The sequence below is a fragment of the Ruegeria sp. AF7 genome, from assembly GCF_056541885.1.
Map to the genome: position 1 here is coordinate 25,136 of NZ_JBQFYX010000017.1, position 24,909 is coordinate 50,044.

The 24,909-nt window shown below is 54.8% G+C and carries 22 protein-coding genes and 1 pseudogene; 19 read left to right on the forward strand and 4 right to left on the reverse strand.

The features are described from left to right. Nucleotides 1-44: 44 nt before the first annotated feature. The 10 genes from ACR0AP_RS17840 to ACR0AP_RS17885 all read left to right on the forward strand — a co-directional run bounded on the left by ACR0AP_RS17840 (nt 45) and on the right by ACR0AP_RS17885 (nt 9,317). Nucleotides 45-1,094, forward strand: coding sequence for an ester cyclase (locus ACR0AP_RS17840; RefSeq protein WP_480484717.1), 1,050 nt, complete (start codon nt 45-47; stop codon nt 1,092-1,094). Between the two features lies 1 nt (nt 1,095). After that, nucleotides 1,096-1,863 carry an SDR family NAD(P)-dependent oxidoreductase gene (locus ACR0AP_RS17845; RefSeq protein ID WP_480484716.1) on the forward strand — a complete coding sequence of 256 codons (768 nt, stop codon included), beginning with the start codon at nt 1,096-1,098 and terminating at the stop codon, nt 1,861-1,863. Continuing rightward, nucleotides 1,863-2,882 carry a LacI family DNA-binding transcriptional regulator gene (locus ACR0AP_RS17850; RefSeq protein ID WP_209599322.1) on the forward strand — a complete coding sequence of 340 codons (1,020 nt, stop codon included), beginning with the start codon at nt 1,863-1,865 and terminating at the stop codon, nt 2,880-2,882. Before ACR0AP_RS17845 ends, ACR0AP_RS17850 begins: the two co-directional genes overlap by 1 nt. Then, nucleotides 2,879-3,853, forward strand: coding sequence for a nuclear transport factor 2 family protein (locus tag ACR0AP_RS17855; protein WP_480508341.1), 975 nt, complete (start codon nt 2,879-2,881; stop codon nt 3,851-3,853). The genes ACR0AP_RS17850 and ACR0AP_RS17855 overlap by 4 nt, the downstream gene beginning before the upstream one ends. Before the next feature lie 151 nt (nt 3,854-4,004). After that, entirely contained in the window at nt 4,005-4,967 is a 963-nt protein-coding gene (locus ACR0AP_RS17860) for a cupin domain-containing protein (protein WP_480508343.1), read from the forward strand. 102 nt (nt 4,968-5,069) lie between these two features. Further along, nucleotides 5,070-6,194: a cobalamin-independent methionine synthase II family protein gene (locus ACR0AP_RS17865; protein ID WP_480508345.1), complete on the forward strand. Its 1,125-nt coding sequence runs from the start codon at nt 5,070-5,072 to the stop codon at nt 6,192-6,194. Further along, a complete protein-coding gene (locus ACR0AP_RS17870) occupies nt 6,191-6,886 on the forward strand; it encodes an alpha/beta fold hydrolase (protein ID WP_480508347.1) in 696 nt (231 codons plus the stop codon). Before ACR0AP_RS17865 ends, ACR0AP_RS17870 begins: the two co-directional genes overlap by 4 nt. Further along, the gene (locus ACR0AP_RS17875; protein WP_480508349.1) at nt 6,883-7,578 is read left to right on the forward strand and encodes an RraA family protein; all 696 of its coding nucleotides are present in this window, start codon (nt 6,883-6,885) and stop codon (nt 7,576-7,578) included. Before ACR0AP_RS17870 ends, ACR0AP_RS17875 begins: the two co-directional genes overlap by 4 nt. Before the next feature lie 405 nt (nt 7,579-7,983). Then, nucleotides 7,984-8,280: a hypothetical protein gene (locus ACR0AP_RS17880; protein WP_480508351.1), complete on the forward strand. Its 297-nt coding sequence runs from the start codon at nt 7,984-7,986 to the stop codon at nt 8,278-8,280. 101 nt (nt 8,281-8,381) lie between these two features. After that, entirely contained in the window at nt 8,382-9,317 is a 936-nt protein-coding gene (locus ACR0AP_RS17885; protein ID WP_480508353.1) for a Hint domain-containing protein, read from the forward strand. Nucleotides 9,318-10,705: 1,388 nt separating this feature from the next. On the opposite strand, the gene ACR0AP_RS17890 is transcribed toward ACR0AP_RS17885, so the two are convergent. The 3 genes from ACR0AP_RS17890 to ACR0AP_RS17900 form a co-directional block, all read right to left on the reverse strand. Next, nucleotides 10,706-11,956: a dicarboxylate/amino acid:cation symporter gene (locus ACR0AP_RS17890; protein ID WP_480508355.1), complete on the reverse strand. Its 1,251-nt coding sequence runs from the start codon at nt 11,954-11,956 to the stop codon at nt 10,706-10,708. Nucleotides 11,957-12,158: 202 nt separating this feature from the next. Continuing rightward, nucleotides 12,159-13,592 carry a cysteate racemase gene (gene cuyB / locus ACR0AP_RS17895; RefSeq protein ID WP_480508357.1) on the reverse strand — a complete coding sequence of 478 codons (1,434 nt, stop codon included), beginning with the start codon at nt 13,590-13,592 and terminating at the stop codon, nt 12,159-12,161. Beyond that, nucleotides 13,589-14,986 carry an aspartate ammonia-lyase gene (locus ACR0AP_RS17900; RefSeq protein WP_480508359.1) on the reverse strand — a complete coding sequence of 466 codons (1,398 nt, stop codon included), beginning with the start codon at nt 14,984-14,986 and terminating at the stop codon, nt 13,589-13,591. The genes cuyB and ACR0AP_RS17900 overlap by 4 nt, the downstream gene beginning before the upstream one ends. A 181-nt stretch (nt 14,987-15,167) precedes the next feature. Between ACR0AP_RS17900 and ACR0AP_RS17905 the strand changes: the two genes are divergently transcribed. Beyond that, a complete protein-coding gene (locus tag ACR0AP_RS17905; RefSeq protein WP_480508361.1) occupies nt 15,168-16,061 on the forward strand; it encodes a LysR family transcriptional regulator in 894 nt (297 codons plus the stop codon). A 57-nt stretch (nt 16,062-16,118) separates the two neighbouring features. Here ACR0AP_RS17905 and ACR0AP_RS17910 read toward each other — a convergent pair whose 3' ends face one another. Further along, the gene (locus ACR0AP_RS17910) at nt 16,119-17,006 is read right to left on the reverse strand and encodes a LysR family transcriptional regulator (RefSeq protein ID WP_480508363.1); all 888 of its coding nucleotides are present in this window, start codon (nt 17,004-17,006) and stop codon (nt 16,119-16,121) included. A 129-nt stretch (nt 17,007-17,135) separates the two neighbouring features. Between ACR0AP_RS17910 and cuyA the strand changes: the two genes are divergently transcribed. The 8 genes and pseudogenes from cuyA (at nt 17,136) to ACR0AP_RS17950 (ending at nt 24,212) form a co-directional block, all read left to right on the forward strand. Further along, nucleotides 17,136-18,182 carry a D-cysteate sulfo-lyase gene (gene cuyA, locus ACR0AP_RS17915; protein ID WP_480508395.1) on the forward strand — a complete coding sequence of 349 codons (1,047 nt, stop codon included), beginning with the start codon at nt 17,136-17,138 and terminating at the stop codon, nt 18,180-18,182. Nucleotides 18,183-18,212: 30 nt separating this feature from the next. After that, nucleotides 18,213-19,076, forward strand: a complete 864-nt coding sequence (locus ACR0AP_RS17920) for an amino acid ABC transporter substrate-binding protein (RefSeq protein ID WP_480484728.1) — start codon at nt 18,213-18,215, stop codon at nt 19,074-19,076. Between the two features lie 75 nt (nt 19,077-19,151). After that, on the forward strand, nt 19,152-19,868 hold the full coding sequence (locus ACR0AP_RS17925; protein WP_480484727.1) for an amino acid ABC transporter permease: 717 nt from the start codon (nt 19,152-19,154) through the stop codon (nt 19,866-19,868). A 3-nt stretch (nt 19,869-19,871) separates the two neighbouring features. Further along, nucleotides 19,872-20,528 carry an amino acid ABC transporter permease gene (locus tag ACR0AP_RS17930; protein ID WP_480508365.1) on the forward strand — a complete coding sequence of 219 codons (657 nt, stop codon included), beginning with the start codon at nt 19,872-19,874 and terminating at the stop codon, nt 20,526-20,528. Beyond that, entirely contained in the window at nt 20,525-21,253 is a 729-nt protein-coding gene (locus tag ACR0AP_RS17935) for an amino acid ABC transporter ATP-binding protein (protein ID WP_480508367.1), read from the forward strand. Before ACR0AP_RS17930 ends, ACR0AP_RS17935 begins: the two co-directional genes overlap by 4 nt. A 106-nt stretch (nt 21,254-21,359) precedes the next feature. After that, nucleotides 21,360-22,169: a helix-turn-helix domain-containing protein gene (locus ACR0AP_RS17940; RefSeq protein ID WP_480508369.1), complete on the forward strand. Its 810-nt coding sequence runs from the start codon at nt 21,360-21,362 to the stop codon at nt 22,167-22,169. A gap of 764 nt (nt 22,170-22,933) precedes the next feature. Next, nucleotides 22,934-23,074: pseudogene (locus ACR0AP_RS17945) on the forward strand (IS6 family transposase); the annotation flags it as partial. 130 nt (nt 23,075-23,204) lie between these two features. Next, nucleotides 23,205-24,212: a hypothetical protein gene (locus ACR0AP_RS17950; protein WP_480508371.1), complete on the forward strand. Its 1,008-nt coding sequence runs from the start codon at nt 23,205-23,207 to the stop codon at nt 24,210-24,212. Nucleotides 24,213-24,909 lie beyond the last annotated feature (697 nt).

The following is a 24,909-nucleotide window of genomic DNA, read 5'->3' on the forward strand; positions in this document are numbered from 1 at the left end:
CAGAATTTTTTGGATAAGAAGTTAAAATAATGCGAGATTTCGCAATGGATACTCACTCTACCCACAAGGTCCTGATCGCGCCCCTGCGCGAGGCAATGTATAAATTCGACGAAGCCGGAGTACGAGCGGCGCTGGAGGCGGTGATCGCGCCCGATGCTGCCATCCACATGTTGTATCCATTCGGAGATCTGACCGGCCCGCAGGAACTCTATGACACCTGTTACGCGCCACTTCTGAAATCCATGCCCGATCTTGAGCGTCGCGATTGGATCGTCATGGGTGGTCGGACAGAACAGGGCAACGACTGGGTTGGCTGCGGCGGCCACTACTTCGGCACCTTCGTCGCCCCCTGGCTGGACATCCCGCCGACCGGGCATCTGACCCACATGCGGTTCCACGAATTCTACCGCTTTGAAAATGGCAAGGTTGTCGAGATTCAGGCACTCTGGGACGTTCCCGAAGTCATGATGCAGGCGAATGCCTGGCCAATGGCCCCGTCTCTGGGGCTGGAGTTCTGCATTCCCGGCCCGGCGACTCTGGATGGCGTTGTGTCCGGACCGTGGGATGAGGTGAAATCTCTGGCCTCGTGCAATCATATCGTCGACATGCTGAAACATCTTGAGAAACACCCCAGCCAGGGTGGGCCCGAAGTGATGGAGATGGAGCGGTTCTGGCATCCGCGCATGAACTGGTACGGTCCCGCAGGGATCGGGACAGCGCGCGGTATCGCGGGATTCCGCAACTGGCACCAGATTCCCTTCCTCAACGGAATGCCCGATCGTGGTCAGTATGCCGACGAGATCACCTTTCACTTTTTTGGTGATGGCGACTACGCCGCTGTGACCGGCTGGCCGAACATGATCCAGACCGTCACCCATGACGGCTGGATGGGGATTGCGCCTTCGGGCAAACGGATCACTTTGAAGTCACTTGATTTCTGGCGTCTGGAAGGTGGGCTGATCCGCGAGAATTGGGTGTTGGTCGATCTGCTGGATGTGTATCGGCAATTGGGCGTAGATGTTTTTGCCCGACTGCGTGAGTTCAATAAGGCACGTGTACCCGGCACCATCCCATTCCCGGTCGGCGAGGTCTGATATGCCACATTTTCCCAGCACCCCCAGTTTCGACCTGAGCGGCAAGCGAGCTTTGGTCGCCGGAGCCTCGTCGGGCATAGGCATGGCCTGCGCTGTGGCGCTGGCGGAACATGGTGCTGAGGTCACTTTGGCGGCGCGCCGTGCTGGTGCGCTTCAGGATATTGCAAAAGATATGTCGGCGCAGGGATGGTCTGCCAGAGTTCTGGAACTGGATGTTTCGGACGTGGCGGCAACCGCTGAAGCCGTAGCGCAAAATGGGCCGTTCGATATTCTGCTGAACTCAGCCGGGCTTGCCCGACACAGCAAGGCCGTGGAAACACAGCCGGAAGATTTCGATGCGGTGATAGGCGTCAATGTCAAAGGTGCTTATTTCCTGACCCAGGCTGTTGCCAAAGGCCTGCTCGACGCTGGCCGCCCCGGTTCGCTGATCAATATCTCTAGCCAGATGGGCCATGTTGGTGGTCGCGAACGCGCGGTTTATTGTGCGTCGAAATTCGCGGTCGAAGGCTTCACCAAGGCGATGGCGCTTGAGTTCGGACCGGCAAAGATCCGGGTTAACACGATTTGCCCCACCTTCATTCTGACGGATCTGACAAAGTCGACTTTTGACGATCCGGACAAGCGGGCCTGGATTCTGGACAAGATAAAACTGGGTCGCCCCGGAGAGGTTGAAGACATCATGGGGGCGGTGGTTTATCTGGCATCGGATGCGTCGGCGCTGGTGACGGGCACGGCATTGATGGTTGACGGAGGTTGGACGGCAGACTGATGGCGACACAAAAAGTTACATCACTGGAAGTTGCCCGTCTCGCCGGGGTCAGCCAATCTGCGGTCAGCCGTGTGTTCACCCCCGGCGCGTCTGCGTCGAAAAAAACCGTTGAAAAGGTGCGCAAGGCGGCCAAGGAACTGGGCTATCGCCCGAACGTTCTGGCCCGCGCTGTAGTGTCCGGGAAAAGCCGGATCATCGGGCTTGTCGTGGCCTATCTGAACAACCAGTTCTATCCCGAGGCGCTGGAGAAGCTGACAAACACGTTACAGGAACGTGGATACCACGTGCTGATATTCATGGCCTCGCATGAGTCTGGAAACATCGACAATGTGGTCGAAGAAATACTCGACTTTCAGGTCGAAGGGATTATCGCCGCTTCGGTGGCTTTGTCCTCAGATTTGTCAGACCGCTGCCGAACGGCCGGTATACCGATGGTGTTGTTCAATCGGGCACAAGACGACACGGCGATGTCGTCAGTTACATCTGACAACGTTGCCGGTGGTCGAAAGGCTGCCGAGTTCTTGTTGGCAGCTGGGCACCAAAAGATCGGATATATCGCCGGGTGGGAAGGAGCTTCGACCCAGCGTGACCGCGAAACAGGGTTTGTTGCGACCTTGCAGAAAGCCGGGGTTACGCTGCACGCCCGCGAAGTAGGAAACTTTTCGACGGAAGAAGCCCGGCAAGCCACGCTGCGGATGTTCGAAGCCGATCCGCCTGATGCGGTGTTTGTCGCCAACGATCACATGGCCGTTTCCGTGATGGACACGCTGCGGTTCGAATTGGGGCTGAATGTTCCGGGGGACGTTTCGGTCATCGGGTATGACGATGTCACTGTCGCCTCATGGCCAGCCTACAACCTGACCACCATTCGACAGCCCGCCAATCGCATGGTCACCGAAACTGTCGATATTCTGCTCGGCAAGATCGAGGACCCCGATGCCGGCCCGCGTCGGGTCGAGATTGACGGACCGCTAATTGTGCGCGGCTCCGCCCGCATACCTGAAGGATGGAAGACATGAAGGGATTTGATCCCAAGTTTAAAGATTTCCCCGACTACATAATCGGGATTACCAAAGAAATCTGGGAAGATCGTGGCATTGCCACGCTGCACGACTATTACGCCCCGGACATCGTCGTGCGATCACCTGGGTCGGTGGTTGTCGGAAACCAGAATGTCATTGCTGCCACTATGGCAACTCTGGCAGAATTCCCTGATCGAACGCTGTTGGGTGAGGATGTGATCTGGTCGGGAACGCCGGAAGAGGGCATGCTGTCGTCGCATCGCCTTTTGTCCACAGCGACCCATCTAGGTGACGGTGTGTATGGCAAGGCGACCGGCAAGAAACTGGTCTACCGCATTTTGGCCGACTGCCACGCCATCAACAACCAGATCAACGATGAGTGGCTCATCCGCGACCAGAGCGCGATCGTGCAGCAGATGGGTTGGGACCCCAAGGAATACGCCCGCGATCTGATCGCGCGCGAGGGTGGGCCAGACACCTGCGTGCAACCCCTCACGCCCGCGATTGATCGGCCCGGCCCCTATAAAGGCCGTGGCAATGACAATGAATGGGGCCAGAAATACGCGGATATCCTGACCAGGATCATGAATGCCGATATGAGGGTGATCGAGGCTGAATACGACCGCGCTGTTCTGTCAGAATATCCCGGCGGCAAGACCGGCCACAGTTGGGGGCCGGTTGATCGGTTCTGGATGGGCCTGCGCGCGGCGTTCCCACGTGCCGAATTCAAGATCCACCACCAGATCGGCCGTGATGACCCGATGATGCCGCCGCGCGCCGCGATCCGCTGGTCTTTGCATGGCACACATGACGGCTGGGGCGTGTTCGGTGTGCCCACAGGGGCCGAGGTCTTTGTGCTGGGCATCAGCCAGGCCGAGTTCGGTCCATGGGGTCTGCGCAAGGAATACACCTTGTTTGACGAAACCTCGATCTGGAAACAGATTCTTCTGAAAACCGGCGATCTCTAGAATGTCGCACCGTATCTCAAATCTGGATGCCGGGCAGGCGTTGCGGCGGTACCACGCCCATCGCGCCAGCCTGCGCGCCCGGCGACTGAACAATCGTCCGCCGGGTGGTTTGGTTTGATCCGATCAAACCCAAATCAAAAGGAGAAAAGATATGAGTACCATCGAAAGCCGCATCGTCCGTTATGGCGAACTGAAGCCATGTAAAACCGCGTTCATCGACGCGCACACTCCGGGCTCGAACCAGAAAGAAAATTTTACCATCATTGGCGGTGGGGTCAGCGAAAGCCCGGATCAGCACGTCCACATCACCGACAAGATCGGGTTCAACATCGGTGCAGCGGGTCAACCGCCGAAATGCCGCAACTCGCTGCACAGCCACACCACCGCCGAGGTGTTCTTTGTTGCTAAAGGTCGATGGCGGTTCTTCTGGGGTCGTTATGGCACGGCAGGCGAGTTCATCGCTGAAGAAGGCGACATCTTCAACATTCCGACCGGGATCTTCCGCGGCTTCGAGAATGTCGGCCAGGACTATGGCATGATCATGTCGATGCTGGGTGGCGACGATGCCGGTGGCGGCGTGACCTGGGCTCCGCAAGTCATTCAGGATGCGCAGGCCCACGGCCTGATGTTGGGCAATAACGGCGTCTTGTACGATAGCAAAAAGGGCGAGGAACTGCCACACAATGTGCAGCCGATGCCGCTACTGACCGAGGAAGATCTGAAAGCCTTCCCCGAGGTTCCCATTGATGCAGTGATCGGCAAATACGTCGCTCGCTACTGGGACCTGATGGCGCTGGCAGCGGACAAGCCTGCGGTTGTGATCGGTGAAAATGGTCTGATCAAGGACAAGCCCGGTTTCGAGGTTGATTTTATGACGCGCGGTTCGGCAGTGGCTGAACTGGTCAAGGCGGACAAACCCGTGGTTCTGATGCCGGCGAGCGGCCATTGGCGCATCAAGATCAATGAGGTCGAGGTTACCCTGTCCAACGGCGATACCGCTCTGGTTCTGCCCGGTGAAAGCTACAGCGCTGAACCGTCTATGACCGGGCAAGCGGGTCTGTACCGGATCACCGCAACCGACGACCCTGCTGGGGCGACCTGGACAGGAGCATAACGTCGAAATTACACGTCCCGGTTTCAATCGGGGCGCGCGCAGCACATCCATCGCCGGCTTTCCGGCCCGGCGATGGACCTAGATTTGAATGGAGATCCTAACATGACCCGCGTTTCAACCACCCATGTGGGAAGTCTGCCACGAAATCAGGAGGTCGTTGACTTCATCTTTGCTCGCGAGCGAGAGGAACCGTTCGATCAGGCTGCATTTGACGCCTGCATGACAGCGGCCGTGTCCGAGACCGTGCGGAAACAAGTCAAGGCTGGGGTAGATATCGTCTCGGACGGTGAGACCTCAAAGATCTCTTACGCCACTTACGTCAAGGACCGCTATACCGGCTTTGCGGGTGACAGCCCGCGCAATGCGCCCGCAGACCTCAAGATGTTTCCCGGTTTTCTGAAACGTCTGGCAGATGATGGCGGCACGCCCCAATATGCGCGACCCATGTGCGTTGGCGAGGTGTGCTCAAAAGGGCAAGGTGAGCTGCAGAAGGACATCGACAACCTCAAGGCTGCCATGGTCGAACACGGGGTCGGGCGCGGTTTTATGAACGCAGCCAGCCCTGGGGTGATTTCTCTGTTTCTGCAGAATGACTTCTATCCGACGCGCGAGGCCTATCTGGCCGCGCTGGCCGACGCGATGAAGGAAGAATATGAAACCATCGTTGGTGCGGGTCTGGATTTGCAGCTGGATTGCCCGGATCTGGCCCTGTCGCGCCATATGCTGTTCACCGATCTGTCCGACGACGAGTTCGTGAAAATCGCCAACATGCATGTTGAGGCATTGAACCACGCATTGCAAAATGTCCCGGCTGACAAAGTGCGTGTCCATATTTGCTGGGGCAATTACGAGGGGCCACATTGCTGCGACATCGGCATGGACAAGGTGTTTTCGACGCTGATGTCGACCAAATCGCGCTACGTGCTTTTTGAAACCTCTAACCCGCGACACGCGCATGAATGGACGGTGTTCCGTGACCGCAAGGGCGAAATTCCGGATGACAAGGTTCTTGTGCCCGGTGTAGTGGACACCACGACGAATTTTGTCGAACACCCCGAACTGATTGCTCAGCGTACCGAGCGGTTTACGAACATCGTTGGAAATGAGCGTGTAATCGCCGGATCAGATTGCGGCTTTGGCACCTTTGCCGGCTTTGGTGCGGTAGATCCGGATATCGCCTATGCCAAGTTGGGCGCGCTTGCCGAAGGGGCTGCCCTGGTCAAATGACGCCGCTTATCCTCCTGCCCGGCATGATGTGCGATGCGCGGTTGTTCACTCCGCAGATCGATGCTTTGTCAGTCAAGTACCCGATCCTGTGCGCACCAATCGGAGGCCTTGAAACGATGCAGGCGCTGGCCGCCGATGTGTTGGCCTATGCGCCCGAACGCTTTGCTCTGGCGGGACTCTCGATGGGCGGTATCGTCGGGATGGAGATCCTGCATCAGGCCCCTGACCGTGTGGCTGGTTTGGCGTTGATGGACACGAACCCACTTGCTGAACTGGACGAGGTCAAAGCCAGGCGCGGCCCTCAGATCGATGCGGTCGGACGTGGCAACCTGCGCAAAGTCATGGCCGAAGAGATGAAACCGAACTACCTGACGGATGGCCCGCGCCGCAACGCTATTCTGGATTTGTGCATGGACATGGCCATGAATCTTGGGCCGGACGTTTTCGTCAATCAATCCAAAGCCCTGCGTGATCGCCCTGATCAGAGCAACACGCTGCGTAACTTCACCGGCGCAGCACTCATTCTCTGTGGGCGCGACGACGCCCTGTGCCCTGTTTCAAGGCATGAATTGATGCACGATCTGATGCCACAGAGCCGGTTGGAAATCATAGAAAACGCCGGCCACCTGCCGACATTGGAACAACCGCAACAAACAACTGCGGCCCTGACCCGCTGGCTGGAGATGATATGAACCAATCCTTTCTGGACCTGCTGAAAAAGGTCGACACTCCGACTGTTTGTAACGCAATCGAGGTGGCGCAGGGCAAGCGCGGGTTCAATGAATTCACCCGGGGCACGATGTTATGTTCTGATCCCGATGCGGGCGCGATGGTGGGATATGCCCGTACCGCGAAGATTGCCGCCGTGAACCCGCCGTCAGAACCGCCTGAGGAGATCCGCCAACGTCGGATGGACTATTACAGGCATATGGCAACCGGGAGCGGCCCGGCTGTCACCGTAGTTGAGGATTTGGATTATCCAGATTGCATCGGCGCCTATTGGGGCGAGATCAATACGACGGTCCACAAAGGTTTTGGCATAAGTGGTGCGCTGACCAACGGGGTAATGAGGGACCTCGGCGACCTGCCGGATGGATTCCCGGTGGTTGCCGGGTCTGTCGGGCCAAGCCACGGATTTGTGCACGTAAAAGAGATTGGCACACCGGTGACAGTCTTCGGCCTGTCGATCAAGGACGGTGACCTTGTGCATGCCGACCGGCATGGCGCTCTGGTGATCCCGCCCCAGGTAATGGGCGAGCTTGAACGGGCGATCATCAAGTTGCTTGAAACCGAAAGACTGATCCTGGATCCCGCTCGCGCATCAGGGTTCGATTTCGATTCTTTCGAAAAAGCATGGGCGGCATTTGAAGCCTCTCGGACTTAAACTTGCGATCTGTATTCCCAAGCTCCGTCCGTTTCAGAAGTTTATCCAACTGGCGGGATAGTCGACACATCCGTTCCGTCTATACATCTCTCAGGAAAACTTGCGACAGATACAAGCGTGAGACATTCTGTGTAACTTGACACCTGGGCTGTCTTCTTTGCGGATTTAACAACTTTCCCGTTTTTAACCCGGCCGTTCCAAATCATGATCACTCTTATCGAGCAATACGCCGTGTTTAGTTTTGACGATCCGATGTGTGGGGATGGATCGCTGAGGTTGGATGTAACCAGAGTAACGAGAAAGGATCCACGCTTGTCCGAGGAAGCAATTTTACGATTTCGGAACCCGACACCGGACAGAAGTTTTCGCGATCAAAGGTCGAGAACAAAACCCAATGACCGCATAATGTCCAGTTCAAACGAGTCCCCACACAACAAGAAGTTCATTTCCGTTGACGCCATCCAGTCAATGCTTCCGGAAGAGAACTGCCGGCTATCACTGGTTGCAGTGCCCTGCGAGGAAGCGACCGAAGCCCGACCGCGTTGGACCATGGAACTCAGGGATGACACGGGCCACCGGTATACCGTCAAGACGCAGGGCAGCCATTGCCGACCGATGTATGCCAGCACCCCAAGCGGTGTTTATGGCATCGCAGCAGAGATCGGGATTGATCAAGTGTTGCTGTGTATCCCGCAGGGGTGAGTCGGTTGCGAACACATGCAATGTTGAGAGCTGCTTCTTCAAAAGGTTGAGAAACCAAGTGGAAAAACACGATCGCATGCGGTCGCATGAGGAACGAGTGGATGGGTTTTTACTATGCGATTGAGGGTCTCATCAGGGGCTTAGGAAACACAGCGCTTACAAATGGCGGTGGAACACCTCGTGGAGCGTCACAGGTAACCGCAGGGACGATGTTTTCTTTCTCCGGCCCGACAACTGTTGGCATTGACGTCAACGGCGATGGTCAATCACTCAATAACGCGACCATTGCTGTTGATGGCGCCGCCACGATCGAAGGAGGTCAATTCTATCGGCTTGATGGTATTCTGAACCAATCCTCTGGTGACTATTCCGACAACATGTTGATTGGAGGAAGGCAGATCGCCGGGCCTGCCGCTTTGTCCGGAATCACTAGGTCTTCGTTGTTTAAACAAACAGGCGTGGCCTGTTTCGTAGCCGGCACGGAGATCGCTACTGCCAGAGGATTGACACTAGTTGAACGCCTGAAGGTCGGCGATAGAGTTATCACTCGGGATAGTGGTGTTCAGGAAATCCGGTGGATCGGGTCAAAAAAAGTTTCTGCGATAGGGAAATTGGCGCCGATCCGCATTGCCCCCGGCGTGCTAGGGTCGAATGATCAGTACTTGTGGCTATCGCCCAATCACCGCGTTCTAATAACCAGCGGAGACATGGGCGTATTGTTTGGTGAAAGCGAAGTGCTGGTTGCTGCAAAACACCTTGTTGGCCAACCTGGTATCACGCGGCAACCCGGAGGTATGGTTGAGTATTTCCATATCTTGTTCGACGCTCATGAACTTGTCCTGTCAAACGATCTTTGGACCGAGAGCTTCTTCCCCGGCTCCCAGGTCTTGTCACAAGACAATGAAATGCGTGAAGAAATCCTGAACCTATTTCCAGAACTCGGTGCGTTTGAGGAAGCGTCAAACTACGGGAAGACCGTGCGCGTGGTTTTGAACGCCCATGACAGCAAACTTATAAACCTGGACCGTGCAGTTTAGGCCGGCATCACTCACTTACATCCGCAACCTCTTGATAGAAGGAGAATCTATGTAAACCGAGTAGCAAAAGCTCTTACAACAATCCTGAGTAGTTGCGGACGCAATGACCCAAACAACTTCGAAACAACTTCAGTTGGGGTTGTTTCCCCAAAAGGTATCGTGACCTGCCAGCTATAAATACCTGACCTAGTCGTTTGGGATCAGGCGGTGTTTGCCCTGAAAGGCATGTCAATTCCCAAGGCGGACAGCATCTGGAAGAATGAAGGTTACGCCGCAAGAACCTAAGGTAATTAGACCTCCAGATTGCGGCAACATGGCCCTGCCTCCCCCTCGGCAGGGTCATTTTCTTTACTTGATCGGAGTGCCCCATTTGATTTGGACCACCGCTATGTTTGAAAAACGGAGGATCGAGAACCTCGAACAAGAGTGCTCTGAAACCCATTTTCCGGCCATTTTTGATTAGAGTTTTACGCAACGAGTCCTTGGCTGGGAGAAGGAGCGGCAGCGATGAAAGCAGCGATCCCGGTCAGTAGAGCCAGACGCGCCGCCCGGTTCACTAAGAGCCGTTCACCCTGGTCGAACAGATCGTCGGTCAGTTTGAGATACCCCTACACCCTGCCACTGTCGGTCTCGCCGTTCACGCGGCGGGTGCGATCCGGAAATCGGGACAATTGTCTGATGCTGCAATTGTCCGGCGAGGTCGATTTCGCGATGACATTTAAACGCCCGGACGTCCCCCGGTCCTGCGGTGCCACACGCGTTTGGGGTGTAGCGGCTGGGCGGCGATACATTGGTGCCTGTGGTGTCCCCCGATCTTGCGGTCTACGCTGATAACACCCAGATTCCGTTCAACTCATATCCCCCTGATGTTATCCTGGGGCGCCTGTTCAGCCAGTTCGTTTTGCCTTTGTTGCCCGAAGGCGGAAACTGCACTGACCCTTGCTGCCTGTGAATGCGCTGGATGGCGAAGGGGTGGTGTAGTTGTCGCTGACCCTGGTCAAACGGCATTTAACCGAAAGGCGGCTGCGGCGATTACATGACTTGCCGCATCAGGATCTGGGCATCATACTGATCCGCCTCTCTGATCAACAGGGCGAGGGGAATGCACAAATCTGGTCTGATCTGACAATTACTCTCGAACCATCCGTGGGGCTATAACGCTTCCAGACCTGCTCGCCGGTTCTATCCAGACGCTAAAGTGAGCAGAATAGTGAAGGGGTCGGGGTGGCCTGCTAGTGTTCCCGCCAACCTGAGTCATTGCCAAGGGATCAACTTAACTGAACCAACAATTTGAGATAGGGGCGGAGGGTGACGGCATCATTCAGGCGACGTCCTGAACAGAAAACAGCCGCCCTTTTCAGGGCGGCCGCAGTGATGTGCTTTGTCACTTACGCCCGCGAAACGTCCGGCGATTTTAGCACGTGGGGCGTATCGTAGGCATCCAGATCCAGTTGATCTTCGGATTTCGCAATAATGACGGTGCAGGCAGCGTCGCCGGTAACGTTGAGCGATGTACGTGCCATGTCGAGAATGCGGTCGATGCCTGCGATGATGGCTACACCTTCCAAAGGCAGGCCGACCGAGCTCAGAACAAGCGACAGCATCACCAGCCCCGCACCCGGCACACCAGCGGTGCCGATGGAGGCAAGTGTCGACGTCAGAATAATTGTGACATATTCCGACATGCCCAGCTCTATCCCAAAGGCCTGTGCCACGAAAAGAGCCGCAACGCCTTGGTACATGGCGGTTCCGTCCATGTTGATTGTCGCTCCAAGCGGCAGCGTAAAGCTTGCAACCGACCGGTTCACGCCAAGGTTCTGCTGAACCGCCGTCATCGTGACCGGCAGTGTCCCCGAAGAGGACGTGCTGGTGAAGGCCACGATCTGCGGCTCGATGATGCCTTGGAAGAAGCGGATTGGGTTCAAACGCGCAAAGATCGAAACGAGCCCGCCATAAACAATGACGGCATGCAGAACGCAACCAATATAGAGCGCAGCAATCACGGTTCCCAATGGCAACAGAAGATCCAGACCATAGGTTCCGGCGACCCAGGCCATTAGTGCAAACACACCATATGGTGCAAAACTGATCACAATCTCAGTCAGTTTCAAGATGACGGAATTTAGGGCTTCAAAGAAATCCCTGACCGGCTTTCCAGCGTCACCCACCAGGTTGATGGCCAGACCGAACATAATCGCAAAGAAAATGATCTGAAGCACGTTGCCATCCGCGGCAGCGGCGATTGGGTTCTTGGGAACGATCCCGATAAGTTGCTGGATGAAAGGCGGAGACGCTTTGGGTTCCATTGCGGCTGCGGTGCTCAGATCAATTCCTGCGCCGGGTTGCAACATCAGGCCCAAAGCGAGTCCAATCGTGATCGCGAATGCAGTTGTGCCCAGATAGAATACAATCGACTTCAGGCCAATTCGCCCCATGCGGGCCATGTCGCTGACCGATGTCATACCGCAAACGAGCGATACGAAGATCAACGGGACAATAAGCATTTTGATAAGCGACAGGAACAGGGTTCCAATGTTCTTGATCATGCCCGCAATTGCTGCGTTTCCGGTTGCGTTCAGCAACACGCCCGTAACCACCCCAAGAACAAGCGCGATCACGATTTGCTTCCAAAGAAGCATATTCCTCCAAGGTGCCATAAACCCTGTTTTGCGACTGGTATTCATCAATAGGTTCTCCCTTTCCATGGCAGTCAACTGGAATGAGCTGCCTGCAGTCGCCGCAAGGTAACACCGTCGTGCTGGTCATGGTCGCGCAAATAGAGAAACGGCGTTGCAATATTTGCAATGCCGTTTCTTTTGTCGGATAAAGTGCCGGTGACGCCTAGAATTTTGCGAGCTGTACACATTTGCGGGCGAGCACATCGGTCGGGTCGACAGGAAGCGCCCCCAATGCGTCTGCGCTTTCGGTCACGATGAGCGGCAATTCCGTACAGCCGAGAATGATTGCCTCGGCTCCGCGCGCAACCAGATGGGAAAAGGCCCGGCTAATCTGTTCTTTGCAGAGGCCGTCGGTACATCCAGCTTTGACGCCAAACGGGCCATAAATTGAATCCATGACCAGGTTTTGATGATCGCCATCGGGAATGATGTGGGCAAGGCCTGCCTCATCAAGTGCTGTCTGATACAAGCCACTTTGTATTGTTCCATCCGTGCCGAGAATCCCGACCACACGCGTCTCTGGGGTGGTTTCTTTAATGTGTTCAGTGGTCGCGGCAAGGATACTGATGATCGGAATATCAAGGTGGCGCTGAATCCGATCGACATACGCGTGGGCGGTGTTGCAAGGGATGACCAGCATGTCAGCACCACCGCGTTCCAGTTTTTTGCAGGTAGAATAGAGGGCGACAGTTGGATCGGTGCCTGCGCGGACCAGATTTTCGGTGCGGTCAGGAATTTGCGGGTTCTGTTCAACCAAGACTTTTATGTGATCCTGATCGCGGGTCGCCTCGGTCCCTTTGACCAGTTTGGCAAGGAAATCTACGGTTGCGGCAGGTCCGACACCGCCGACCACTCCAACTTTGAACCGGTGACGGCGGTCTGACTGGGTCTCTTGCAGGGCGTAATCCGCGTAAACCGCCGCCGTGTCTATGGCCGTCATGTTGTCTGGCAGGTCAAGCTGGTTGAGCAACAAGGGCAGTTCAGAAAGACCGGGCACAAACACGGTCGCGCCTTGTTCGAATAGGTTGATCAGGGCGGCATTTATGGGTCTCAGAACGTCTTCATTGCAGTGTCCCGCTTTGAACCCGATGCGTCCATATACGGCCTCCATGACGGCACTTTCCAGATCTTCCCGGGGATGGAGGATCTGTATTTCCCTGCCAAACAGGTTCTCGAACAAACCAGTTTTCCTGACAAAAGGCGTCGTGATGACACCAATCTTTGTCGGCTCGGGACGCAGTCTGTTAACGGCGGCGGCGATCGCCTCTGTCATGCTGATCAGCTTCAGTTCAAGCTCGTCCTGCAGTTCATGCAGAAAGCTATGGGTGACAAAACATGGAAGCAGCGCCACGTCACATCCATCCCGTTCCATGCGGGACAGTGTGTCAAAAACATAGAGTTTTCGGTGTGTTGGGCTGTAGCTCAGCTCTTTGGGGGAGGCTGGTTCGCGCAGCGGTTTCTGGTGAAATATCAATTCCCTGTGGTCTTCTTCCGACCTGACCGGTGTCCTTTGAACAATTCTGTTCAGCAGGTCGGCTCCGGCAAGGGCGCCCAGGCCGCCAACGATTCCTATGCGTAAAGATTGGTTTTTGTTCATTGGGCAATCTCCGGAGCCCTGCCGTGCATGTGCTGCAATGCAGTCTCGGCAAGTTCTCCTGGCAAAGCGGGTTTTGCGGCCTCTTGCAGGTTCAAGCCATGCGCCTGTGCATATTTTGCAAGTTTGGTGGCAGCCTCATATCCGATCACCGGGGCCAGTGCGGTGACATGTACAAGGCTGTTGCTCAGCAACATCTCGCATCTTTTCTCATCCGCAACGATACCGTCCACGCAGCGGGTGCGCAGCACATTCATTGCATTGGTCAGAGACCCCATGGTTTCCAACACTTTATGGATGATGACCGGCTCCATCGCGTTGAGCTGGAACTGGCCGGCCTCGGCGGCCATTGTGACGGTTAGGTCATTTCCGATTGCCTGATAGCAAACCTGATTTACAACTTCGGGAATAACCGGGTTTATCTTGCCGGGCATAATGGACGATCCTGCCTGAACCGCGGGCAGAATGATTTCTCCAAGCCCAGCCCGCGGCCCAGAGGACATTAGGCGTAAATCATTACAGATCTTAGACAGTTTGATGCCAACCCGCTTGAGCGTGCTTGAGAACATCACAAAGGCACCCAGATCAGATGAAGCCTCAATCAGGTCCGGGGCCAGTTTAAGTGGCTCGCCGGTAATGTCGCGCAAATGCGCCAAAGCGACTTCGCCAAACCTTTCGGGGGCATTGATGCCGGTGCCAATGGCCGTGCCTCCAAGGTTCACTTCTGTCAGAAGGCGCGACAGGTCCCTCAACCGGTCGGCATCCTCGTTGATTGTTGTGGCATATCCCCGGAACTCCGCACCTAGTGGCATGGGTACAGCGTCCTGAAGTTGGGTACGCCCGACCTTCATAATATGCTGAAACTCACATGCCTTTTGGTCGAAGGATTTGGTTAGAAGATGCATTGCTTCAATCATAGGCGCGATCCTGGACAGGACAGCCAGACGGATTGCTGTGGGGTAAACGTCATTTGTGGATTGTGACCGGTTCACATCATCATTCGGATGAAGCTGGCTGTAATCGCCATGATCTGCCCCAAGATTTTCCAGCCCAAGATTTGCAATAACTTCATTGGCATTCATATTGGTCGATGTGCCAGCACCACCCTGCATGACATCAACAACAAACTGATCGTGATGGCCCCCGGCAATGATTTTGTCACAGACATCCGTAATGGCCGACGCTTTCCGGTGGGGCAGGACACCCAGGTCCTTGTTGGCCATAGCACAGGCCTTTTTGACCGACGCCAGTCCGACAATCAATTCCGGATAGTGGCTGATCGCCACCCCCGTAATCGGGAAATTTTCCAGTGCCCGCTGGGTCTGGCTGCCCCAGGTCGCTGCCAGTGGGATCTTTACCAGGCCAAGGCTGTCGGATTCTGTTCTGTGTTGTTTCATGATCTGAGACCTTTTTGTGGTCTTGCGGCCTGCATCAAATGCGAGGGGCCGAGACTCTGTGAGTGTGTTGGTCTGACCGTACTGCCATCAAGTCCGCCCACCCATGACAACTTTCGCAAAGGTGTTGCAAATTTTGCAACATGCTTCTACCGTGTGAAGTTTCTGCAATTGGAGAATTTAGATGGAGATCGATTGGCTGGAAGACTTCTTGGCACTTTCAGCTGCTGGGGTATTTGCCCGCGCGGCGGATGCGCGCAACATAAGCCAGTCGGCTTTCACGCGGCGGATCAAAAACCTGGAAAACTGGACCGGGACCCCATTGTTTGACAGGAGCGTACACCCGGTTGAGCTTACGTCAGCAGGTCATGCATTCAAGCAAACCGCAATCGACACGGTTGCCGCACTAAAGCAATCCAAAAGCGATATCCGTGGCTTATCTCGTCAGGAAGCATCGGTGCTTGATTTCGTCGCGCTTCATTCGTTGGCAATTTCCTTCTTCCCGAACTGGCTGACACGAATGTCCAGCCATCTTGGTCCCACCAAAACCAGGCTGGTCGCGGAAAACTTCTCCGGCTGCGCCGAGGCAATTTTATCCGGAAGCGCAGACTTTATGTTGTGCTATTCCCATCCGACCGTGCCCACTATTTCAGATGAAAACCGATACCCGTCTTCGACCATCGAAAAAGACCGGATCATAGCCGTCAGCGTTGTCAATGCTGATGGGCGAGCCAAATACAGCTTCGAAGGGGAAAGCCCGGTTCCATTCCTGTCATACACTCCTGACAGTTTTCTGGGCCGCGTGTCCCAGGTTTGTCTGGATCGCGGAGGTTTGAGTCACATTGTGAGCCCCATCTATGAAAACTCCGTTGCCGAGGCGCTTAAGTCCGCTTGTCTTGCGGGAATTGGCGTTGCATTCCTTCCCGAAAGCGCGGCGGATCGAGAGTTGAAAGACGGGAGTTTGCAGAAGATCAGCCAACCAGAATTCGAGCTTTCAATCGACATCAAACTCTACCGTTCGATCGAGAGGTCCCGAGCAGAGTTGGAACGCTTTTGGATGTTGGCTCAAAACCTGTAAGGCACATCGCAAGTCTGTAATGGAGAAGGGTGATGCTTACTGCAAGTTTCTTTGCGGCTACTCTGTTTCGGCAACCAATTTGCGGAAATTAGTACCGCGCGGGTTGGAAACGTGGGTGTAAAGAATAATATCCAGCGGCAGGCGGCCGTATTCCGGAGAGAGGATGACGGCATCGCCAGTAATTATGTGATTCTGGATGAGCGAGTGAGGAACCCAGGCAGCGCCGCTTCCTTCCAAAACCATCTGGGAGATCCCCACCGAAAACGCGCTTTCCACAGCCGATCTTCCCGTCCAGGCACGGTCCGCTTTAGCTTGATGCAGTAAAACAATCTGCCCAAAAAAGCTGTCTGCGGGGAAATCAATGCAGGGGGCGTCCGGTGGTAGGATCTGACCTTCCAGCAGCTCATATTTTAATGCGCCTCCGACGACCGGAAGCAAAGTGTCCCGCCGCCAAATGTAACGATCAACGGTGTCGTCGAAAGGCACCTGGGGCAGCTCACGGAATTCATAGCTCACCAGAATGTCGCATTCATGGCGCAGGAATGTGGACATCGCTGTCACCTGGTTCTGCGTGCGCAATCGGATTTGCGGCAATCCGCTGCGTGCGCGGAGTTTGCGAAGAATCTCCGGAACGACGGACACCGAAAGCGAGTGCTGCGTCGCCATCACCAGCGGTTCTCCGATGCCTTCCGGGTTATTAAGATGCCCATGCAATTGCCGCAAATGCGCGAGCAGCGACCGGATTTGAGGTTCGCTTTGTAGTAGCGTCGGAGACAGCTCTACCCGGTTGGCCTCACGGACCAGCAAGCTTTTTCCGATCCAATGTTCCAGTGATCTAATGCGCCGTGAAAAGGCGGGTTGTGTTACATTCCTGCGCGCGGCAGCGGCGGTCAGGCTGCGCTCTTCCAACAGGATCAGAGCGTCTTCTAGAAGGCGTGTATCCATGCTTACCCATACCTTATGTACGGGTACACTGCAATATTGGCATTATCCAACACGATTTTTTGCGTTTAGCCTTACTTAGAATACGTAAAGGGAATGTACACAATGCAAACCGCAGCGGCAGAAGGTGCTATGGCAGTGGGCGGCAACCTCGCGCTTGTAAGGCGCGCGCTTGAGAACTTTCCACGTGTGCGTTTTGGTCATTTTCCAACCCCTTTGGAGCCGCTGGAAAGGTTGAGCGACGAGCTGGGCGGGCCGCGCATCTGGGTCAAGCGCGATGACTGCACGGGCCTTTCGTCGGGCGGCAACAAGACTCGCAAACTGGAATTTCTGATGGCCGACGCCATGAAGCTGGGTGCTGACACAGTGATCACGCAAGGCGCCACCCAGTCCAATCATGCACGACAGACAGCAGCCGCAGCAGCCCGGTTGGGGCTGAACTGCCATATCCTGCTTGAGGATCGCACCGGGTCGAATGACGAGACTTATAACTTCAACGGTAATGTTCTGCTGGATCAGCTACATGGCGCAACCGTTTCCAAACGAGCAGGTGGTGCCGACATGAACGCTGAAATGGAGGCCTTGGCCAGCACGCTGCAAGATCAGGGCCGCAAGACCTACATCATCCCGGGCGGCGGCTCCAATCGCGTTGGGGCGTTGGGTTATGTGAATTGTGCCGCCGAGTTGGAAGAGCAAGCCGGAAACATCGGCCTCAAGATTGACGCCCTGGTCCATGCCACCGGCAGTGCGGGAACCCAAGCAGGGCTGGTGGCTGGACTTGCTGCCCTTGGCAGCAACATTCACTTGCTTGGGATCGGTGTTCGGGCACCTCAGGGGAAACAGGAAGGCATGGTCTATGACCTGGCCTGCAAGACCATGGATTACCTTGGAATGGGGGCCGTAATTGAACGTACCTCGGTGCGCGCGAACTGTGATTATGTTGGCCCAGGCTACGGCCTGCCGACCGACGGCATGCGTGCGGCGCTTCTGAAACTGGCTCAACTCGAAGGGCTTTTGTTTGACCCGGTCTATTCGGGCAAAGGGCTCGATGGCCTGATTGATCAAGTTCGCAAAGGCTACTTCGAAGGAATGGATAATGTTGTGTTTCTGCACACCGGTGGAAGTGCAGCGTTATTTGGATATTCCGGCATTTTCGATCTGCCGGGCTATCAGGACTAACAAAAGCAACAGAAACTAAGGGAGAAAACCATGAAATATATGAAACCAGCGGCCGTATTGGCTTTTGCCTTGGCCTTTTCTGCTCCGGCTGTGGCTGAGGATCGCACGGGAACTTTGGCCAAGATTGACGCCTCGGGCGAAATTGTCATTGGACACCGGGAAAGCTCTGTTCCGTTTGCCTATCTGGACGAGAACCAAAATCCGGTTGGGTATTCGATCGACCTTTGCATGAAGGTGGTCGAAGCGGTTTCCGCCGAGCTGGGTAAGGAACTGACGATCAAATATGTGCCGGTGAACCCCAAGACCCGGATCGCACTGATGGCCAATGGCACGATTGACCTTGAATGCGGCTCGACCACGAACAACCTGACCCGTCAGGAGCAGGTCGAATATCTGCCCACGACCTTCATCACCGGTACCAAACTGATGGTCCGTAAAGACTCCGGCATCAATTCGGTTGCAGATCTGGGCGGCAAGGCCGTTGCGTTGGCGCAGGGCACCACCAACGAGCGTGCCGTCAAGGCCGCAATTGAAGAGCTGGGGCTGGACGTGAAGGTTCTTCCGGTGCGGGACCATGCCGAGGGCATGTTGTCTTTGGAAACTGATCGTGTGGATGTCTATGCCACGGATCACATCCTTCTGTTCGGGCTCATTGCAAAATCCAAGACCCCCGAAGATTTCGCGGTGGTCGGCGATTTCCTGTCTTTCGATCCCTATGCGTTGATGGTGCGCCGCGACGACAGCGCCTTTGAACTGATCGGCAAGAAGGCTATGGCAGATGTGTTCCGCTCGGGTGAGATCAACGACATCTATGCCAAGTGGTTCGATCCGCTGGGTGTTGGTCAGACAGACCTGCTGAAGGCTGCGTTCCAGCTTAATGCACTGCCGGAATAACCTCCTCCTGTAGCAACACTGTCGGGCCTGCACCGTGCGCGGGAGGCCCGGCACCATTTTATCAGGGTAGAAAGCATGAACTACAACTGGAACTGGGGTGTCCTCTTTGAAGAGGAATACCTTGGCTGGCTGATATCGGGGCTGGGGTGGACCTTTGCGGTCGCGCTTGTGGCCTGGGTTCTTGCGCTGGCCGTCGGTGTTCTAATTGGCGTCGGGCGCACACTGCCATCGCGGCCTGTTGCCTTACTTTGCACCACCTACGTTGAACTTTTTCGTAATGTGCCGCTTCTTGTACAACTGTTCCTGTGGTACTTCGTCATGCCTGAGATCGTTCCGGATGATCTGGGTCGTTGGATGAAGCGGGACATGCCAAATCCCGAGTATGTTACGGCTGTTATCGGTCTAGGACTTTACACCGCAAGCCGCGTTGCTGAACAGGTTCGTGCCGGGATCAATGCCGTCGGTCACGGGTTGACCAGCGCAGCCTATGCCAATGGCTTCTCGACTGCGCAGACATATCGCTACGTGTTGTTGCCGATTTCCTTCCGGCTGATCGTGCCGCCGATGACCTCTGAATTCCTGACCATCTTCAAGAATTCCTCACTGGCGCTGACCATCGGCCTTCTTGAACTGACGGCGCAAAGCCAGCAGATCGCGGAATACACTTTTCAAGGATTTGAGGCCTTTACCGCAGCGACGGTCATCTACGTCGTCATCGCTCTTGGTGCGACAGTCATCGCGCAGACACTTGAAAAATACACCCGCATCCCGGGTTTTGTCGGAAAAGGCTGAATTATGGGTGATTTTGATCTTTCCGTCATCTGGAACAATCTTCCATTTCTGTGGCAGGGGTTGCAGCTCTCGCTATGGCTGACCTTTCTTGCTGTGATCGGCGGTATCATTTTGGGGACCGGCCTTGCCTTGATGCGGCTATCTAGTATCGCGCCATTGGCTCTGCTCGCCGCAGGTTATGTGAACCTGATCCGCTCGGTGCCGCTGATCTTGGTGATCTTCTGGTTCTACTTCCTGGTGCCTCTTGCTTTGGGTCGGCCGATTGGCGGCTTCTATTCGGCGCTGATCGCCTTTGTCATGTTCGAGGCGGCCTACTATTCAGAAATTATCCGGGCAGGCATCCAGTCAGTCCGCAAAGGACAGGTGCATGCCGGACAGGCCACTGGCCTCAGCTACTGGCAAATCCAGCGCTATGTGGTTCTGCCACAGGCGTTCCGGAACATGATCCCGATCCTTGTGACGCAGGGCATCATTCTGTTCCAGGATACCAGCCTTGTCTTTGTTGTCAGCTTGCGCGACTTCATGACCGCCTCATCTATTGTCGCCCGAACCGAGGGCCGGCTTGCTGAGATGTATATCTTCGCCGCCCTTGTCTACTTCAGCATTTGCTTCGCCGGTTCACTTGTTGTCCGGCACCTTCAGAAGGCCAAAACAGCATGATCAGCATTGAAAACATCTCTAAATGGTACGGCAACTTTCAGGTGCTGACCGATTGCACCACCAACGTCAAAAAAGGCGAGGTTGTAGTGGTCTGCGGTCCGTCCGGATCAGGAAAGTCCACCCTTATCAAATGCGTTAACGGGCTGGAGCCGGTGCAGCAGGGCCGCATTCAGGTTGAAGACGTGGATGTTACCGCAAAAGGCACCAATCTTACCAAGCTGCGCTCGCGCATTGGTATGGTGTTCCAGCACTTTGAACTTTACCCACATATGAGCGTGCGCGAGAACCTTTGTCTGGGTCAGCAGAAAGTCCTGGGCCGGTCACGTGACGAGGCCAACGCCAAAGCTGAAGCTCTGATCAATCGGGTTGGGCTCCTGCCACATATCGAAAAATTTCCCGGGCAGCTTTCAGGTGGACAGCAGCAGAGGGTCGCCATCAGCCGGGCGCTGGCTATGGATCCGATTGCGATGCTGTTTGATGAACCGACTTCGGCCCTTGATCCGGAAATGATCAATGAGGTTCTGGATGTGATGGTCGAACTGGCAAAGGACGGTATGACAATGATGGTTGTTACGCACGAGATGGGCTTTGCACGCAAGGTGGCGGATCGGGTGGTGTTCATGGATGCTGGTCTGGTAATCGAAGACCGTCCCACCGAGCAGTTTTTTAGCAACCCGGAAAGTGATCGAGCGCAGGATTTTCTGAGCAAGATTCTGAACCACTAGGCGTGCGATAGCGTATATACCTTTGAAACTGGTTCAGCTTTTAGGAGACACACAGCGTGTTGATGAGTAAACTTTTCCCCTGCTCTCGCTGGAAAAGAGGTTGAAGATGACAAGGGATACAGCCAGCCAATCAGATATGCGGGACGCGCTGGCAGCACGACTAAACCACCTCGCTAAACAGGTTGGGTCAGTGAAATTCTTGGCTGATGTTGCAGGTGTGAACCGTACGCAAATGAGCCGATATTTGGCCGGAACGTCGGTGCCCAGGGCCGAACTTTTGGCTCAGGTTGGAAAGCGCCTAGCAATCCCCTTGGATTGGTTTTTTGAAACTGGAGAGCCGGGCAGAGACCTTGCAGAGCTCAAATTTGGGATGTCTTTCCGGAACGCAGTTGTCGGTGGGAAATTTCAGGTTCTAGAACCATATATGCCGGAAGGTTTCTATCTTTTCTGGAAGCAGATGTTTACGGACAACACCAAGGCAGAAGTGTTGCTGGGCAAAGTCTACTGTGATGAAGGCGTCCACGAGATGCGCATAAGCATGATTCGAGTGGCGAGAAAGTATGGAGAAGTGGCCGAAGCGTGGGGAGGTCGTAATGATTGTAGGAATACACTGTTCATGAGTGGCGGCAACCTCGGCATGATTTCCTTCGACGGTGCCGAAAATATCGTCGTTCACGGTCATCTTACGAAACAAACCTTCGTTAATCGCAGAGTTGTTTCAACACCTGTTTTTGCAGGTGACTTTTACTGTCCTCATCCAGAGATGTCCGGAAGGTCAATCTTTGTGAAGGGCGTACTAGAGAAGGTACCAACCGACACCTCAAGTCTGCTAAAGGCGGGGCGAAGATGTGGACGGTTTGAGTTGTCCGATTTACCTGACTACATCAAGCGGTTATTGGCCGCTTCGGAGGAATGACTCCCGGTAGCTCGGGTGGATTCCAGGGAAGCTCTTGCAATGTTTGACAAAGGATGCACAGGCGTATCTTTGCCTATGCTCCATGGGTCTCGCACCAAAGGGCCCCCCCTATAGGTGAGTGAAAACCGATTTACTGGCCTGGACAGGACGGTCGCTCAGGAACTTCAACATTCCTTTGAGCAACCAGATGCCTCAAAGCCGCGCCGAATTCGAGCTCGGTTATTTGCTTCTCGGTGTCTCCGGCTAAAAAGAACCAGTCGAGGGGAATGTCAAAACCTTCTCTATCTGTGCCAGCAGCTCGGTTCTGGGTACTGAACTGCCGTTAAGGTATCGTTTCATCTGAACCCGGTTCATCTTGCACAAGTTGGCAAAACTTCTAACTGATCCACTTTGCTCTGCGATAAACTGCAAACGGTTTTCTTAAGTTCTCACGTAGCACGGAAGAGTGTTTTGCGCGGGATGTTTTGACGAACCGACTATTTGTATCAACCTGTAGTTTTTCCCTGTCGCACATGTGCGACAGAGTGGAACAATTTAACAAGTCTTGCAACAAATTGTAACCTATCGACCGCCCCTTTGCCCCTGTAAATAAAGGATAAGTTGGACAGGGAGAAACGTCATTCTGGGCAGTCTGCTTTTGTTTTGACTGGCTGGGTCGTGACCCTAAGGCGACAAATGCCGGACCTGTTGCAAGCTTTGACCATTGACGCTCGGGAATGCAGAGAGTGAACAGCCGCCCGTGTAATTCAGCCGAAAGTCAGTTCATGACTTCCTTCAAAGGCGCGCAGTATCCGAAAGATGTGATCCTCTTCGCAGTGTTCTCCTATGTCCGATACGGTGTGTCATATCGCGATCTGGAAGAGATCATGCATGAGCGAGGCGTCGCAGCAGATCACACGACGCTAAAGGTCAATTCACACCAAGACACTGTCCGTTTCGCCAATTCTCCGAGTTGGGCGCATAACGAAGCAGGTCGGATGTATTTCCCTGAACTTCGGTAAACTTCGCAACAAACCCCAGTGAGATCAGTCGGTTATGACGAACCACGACGAAACGAGAGTTGTATTTCCTGCGTTTTTCCGGGAACAATTCCGGGGGCAGTTCGGTAAGATCCTTGGGCATGAGCTGCCCTGGACGGACAATAATCAATTGGATGCGAGCCTGGAGGAGATCTGGAACGCCTTCGAAGCCGCCGACCGAATCATTGGAGAGCATTGGCCGCTACTTGCGACCAGTCTGTGGCAATACGGTTCCCATAAACTGATTTCGACATTCATTGAGACCAGCGCAAACGTGGCGACGGCCCTGAAAGAGATAATGTCGGAAGAAACCGCCTATCTTCCGGTTTTTTGCTCGAGCCTGGAAGCGGCAAGTGAAGGGATGGTCGCGAGGGTAGCCCCGTCGATTGAAATATCTCGACGCAACTGGGACATTATTCTTACGCTCTTCGTATTGGGTCAGACCGCATTCTTTAAAAGGCATGCCCCTGAAGAAACGAAACGTATCGTTTTCCGAACATGTATTCCCAAGTCCTCTTATTCCGAGACGCTGCAACAGCTTGCAACATCTAAGATACTCTTCGATCAACCGTTTGAACAATGTCATGTGGTGTATCCGTTCGATCTGTTGTCGAAATCCGTGGGTTACCGGAATGATTCCCTGAATAAGATTCTTTTGACGGAAATCCGACGTATCGCGCACCTGCCGCGCTCTACAAACGGGATTTCGCCGAAACTTCGGACCCTTTTGAGAAATAGCATGCCGCTGCCGCTTTCGGCGGAAGATGCGGCAACAAAGCTTGGCATGTCGCGCAGTTCCATGCACCGCCATCTAGGATCGGAGGGGCTGAGTTACAAAGAGGTTTTGCATCAGGAGCGCCGTGAATACCTGATGGTCCACCTCTCTTATCTAAACCACAAAGATCTGGATCACGAAGCCTTGGGCTTTGGCTCTCGGCGGGCATTGAATGATTTTTGTAACACCCATCTCGGTCGCCCTCTAAGAACCTTCCTTAAAAAGCGCCAAAGACAAGGCGCTGTGTAGTCGGCCTCGAGCAGCTTCCTTTCAGCCCATCTTGAAAAGGTGGCGAAGACGCTTACAGCCCAAAGTCGCACACCGTTTTTCGTAGTTAAGATGAGGTGGCTCCGGCTCACGCCGGACGAAGATCCGGTTTGATCCACAATGTTACACAATCAGGGATGCCGCGTGGAATTGCGTATCTCCGGTTGAGACAGAAAAGGTAATCTGAGACGGGGAACGACATTATTGGCCCAATGTCGCCGGGTCATTTGGAACTGCCAGAAAACACTGATTAACTATGTTTTGCAGGCCTTTGCGGTCTGATTTTTTTGCGGCCGGGGTGGGTGGCTGCTCGGTTCGGTGGTTGCTGTTGTTGATACGTAAGGACGGATACACCCATGCCCCAGCGGGATTCGCCAGAGACGCTTTGTCTCCGGGGAACGCGCTTGGGCAGATGCCACAGCTTCTTGGTTCGTCAGGGCCGGGCGCTTCGTGCTCCAACTACAGATCAGGACGGCTCTGCACGGTTACTGATCCTTGCATACAGTACAATTCCGGCGTCTCCAGCGTGCTCTTGGGAGGCTTCGCAAGATCAGGTGGCGTTGTATCCGGCCTCGCGCCTGACGCGCGTAGGCGTGGTGTCTCACCCGCGACGACGCCGGATGGTTGCCTTGACCGGACGGTTGCCCCGATTTCCAAAGCGATTTTCGTAGGCGAAGCG